At 63.7% G+C, this 1,408-nt stretch carries 1 protein-coding gene; it reads left to right on the forward strand.

The window, feature by feature from the left end; translation table 11 throughout:
* The coding region (locus EN994_RS31470; RefSeq protein ID WP_127308152.1) for a PAS domain S-box protein at positions 1 to 1,408 on the forward strand (1,408 nt) is incomplete at both ends.

The raw sequence follows: 1,408 nt of genomic DNA on the forward strand, positions 1-1,408 counted from the left end.
CGTCCTTGCCACCGGGCGGCCGTACGAAGTGGAAGAGAATTTCGAGGCCGATGGCGCCTGCCGCTCGCGCATCGTCCGGAAGAGCCGCGTCGGCATGGCCAGCGGCCGCAACTACGTTGCCGGCTTCCTGTTCGACATTTCCGACATGAAGCGCCGCGAGACGGAGGCGCAGGACGCACGCAAGCATCTCGCCAGCGTGCTGGAATCCTTGCCGGCCGCCGTGATCATCTACGATCGCGACGACAGGTTCGTTTTCGCCAACCGCAAGATCCAGGATACGCTGCCGGCCTTGAAGCCGGCGTGGCAGCCCGGCTGTACATTCCGCGAAGCACTCGTGCTGGGTCATGCGAACGGCTATTTCCGCAGCAGCGGCGATCCGCAAATCGACCAGCTCTACGACAGCGATCATGACCGCTGGCTGGACGCGATCCTCGCCCGCTACCGCTTGCCCAGTTCCTCCTACGAGCGTCACAATCCCGATGGCCGCTGGTATCAGGTCTACGACATGCGGACCGACGACGGCACCTTCATCGGCGTTCGCGTCGACATCTCCGAGATCAAGAGCCGCGAGGCGGCATTGCGCGATTCCATGCGCCAGATCGACCTGTTCCGGCATGTGATGGACGAGTTGCCGGTGGCCGCCTTCATCAAGGCGCAGGACCTGAGCATCGAATTCGTCAACAAGGCCTGGTGCGCGATCACCGGCTTGGCCAAGGAGGATGTCATCGGCCGCACCGACCGGCAGTTGTTCGGCGCGCAGGACGCGGATGGCTACAGCCATGACGACACGCAAGTCGCCGTGACGGGCGTCGTCAAGGAGGTCGAGGAACCCGTCACCCATCGCGACGGCACGGTTCGGCAGTTGATGACCCGCAAGAGCCGCCTGGTGGCGCTGGACGGGTCGGTGCATCTGGTCGGTTCGAGCACCGACATCACCGACGTCAAGGCACGCGAGCGTGCGCTGGAAGAAAGCATGCGCGAGAACGAGGTGTTCCGCAGCCTGATCGACAATGTGCCGGTATCGATCTACGCCAAGCGCTCCGATCTCAGGCAGTTCTATGTCAACAAGGGTTGGTGCGATCTGACGGGCTTCAGCAAGGAAGAGGCCATCGGCAAGACCGACATCGAGATTTTCGGGCCGGATGGCGAGGCCTTCGTCAATGGCGACCTCGCCGTGCTGCGCACCGGCGAAACTCAGGAGGTCGAAGAGACGGTCACGCTGGCCGACGGCAGCGTCAGGCATCAATTCGCCCGCAAAGGCGCGATGATCGCCTCCGACGGTTCGCTCTACCTGATCGGCTCGACCACCGACATCACCGAGCTGAAGATGCGGGAGGCCGAACTGCGCGAGGCGCGTCAGCGCGCCGTGCTCGCCGACCGCGCCAAGTCGGAATTCCTCGCCAATATG

The organism is Mesorhizobium sp. M7A.F.Ca.CA.002.09.1.1, from assembly GCF_003998555.1.
Lineage (GTDB): Bacteria > Pseudomonadota > Alphaproteobacteria > Rhizobiales > Rhizobiaceae > Mesorhizobium > Mesorhizobium ciceri.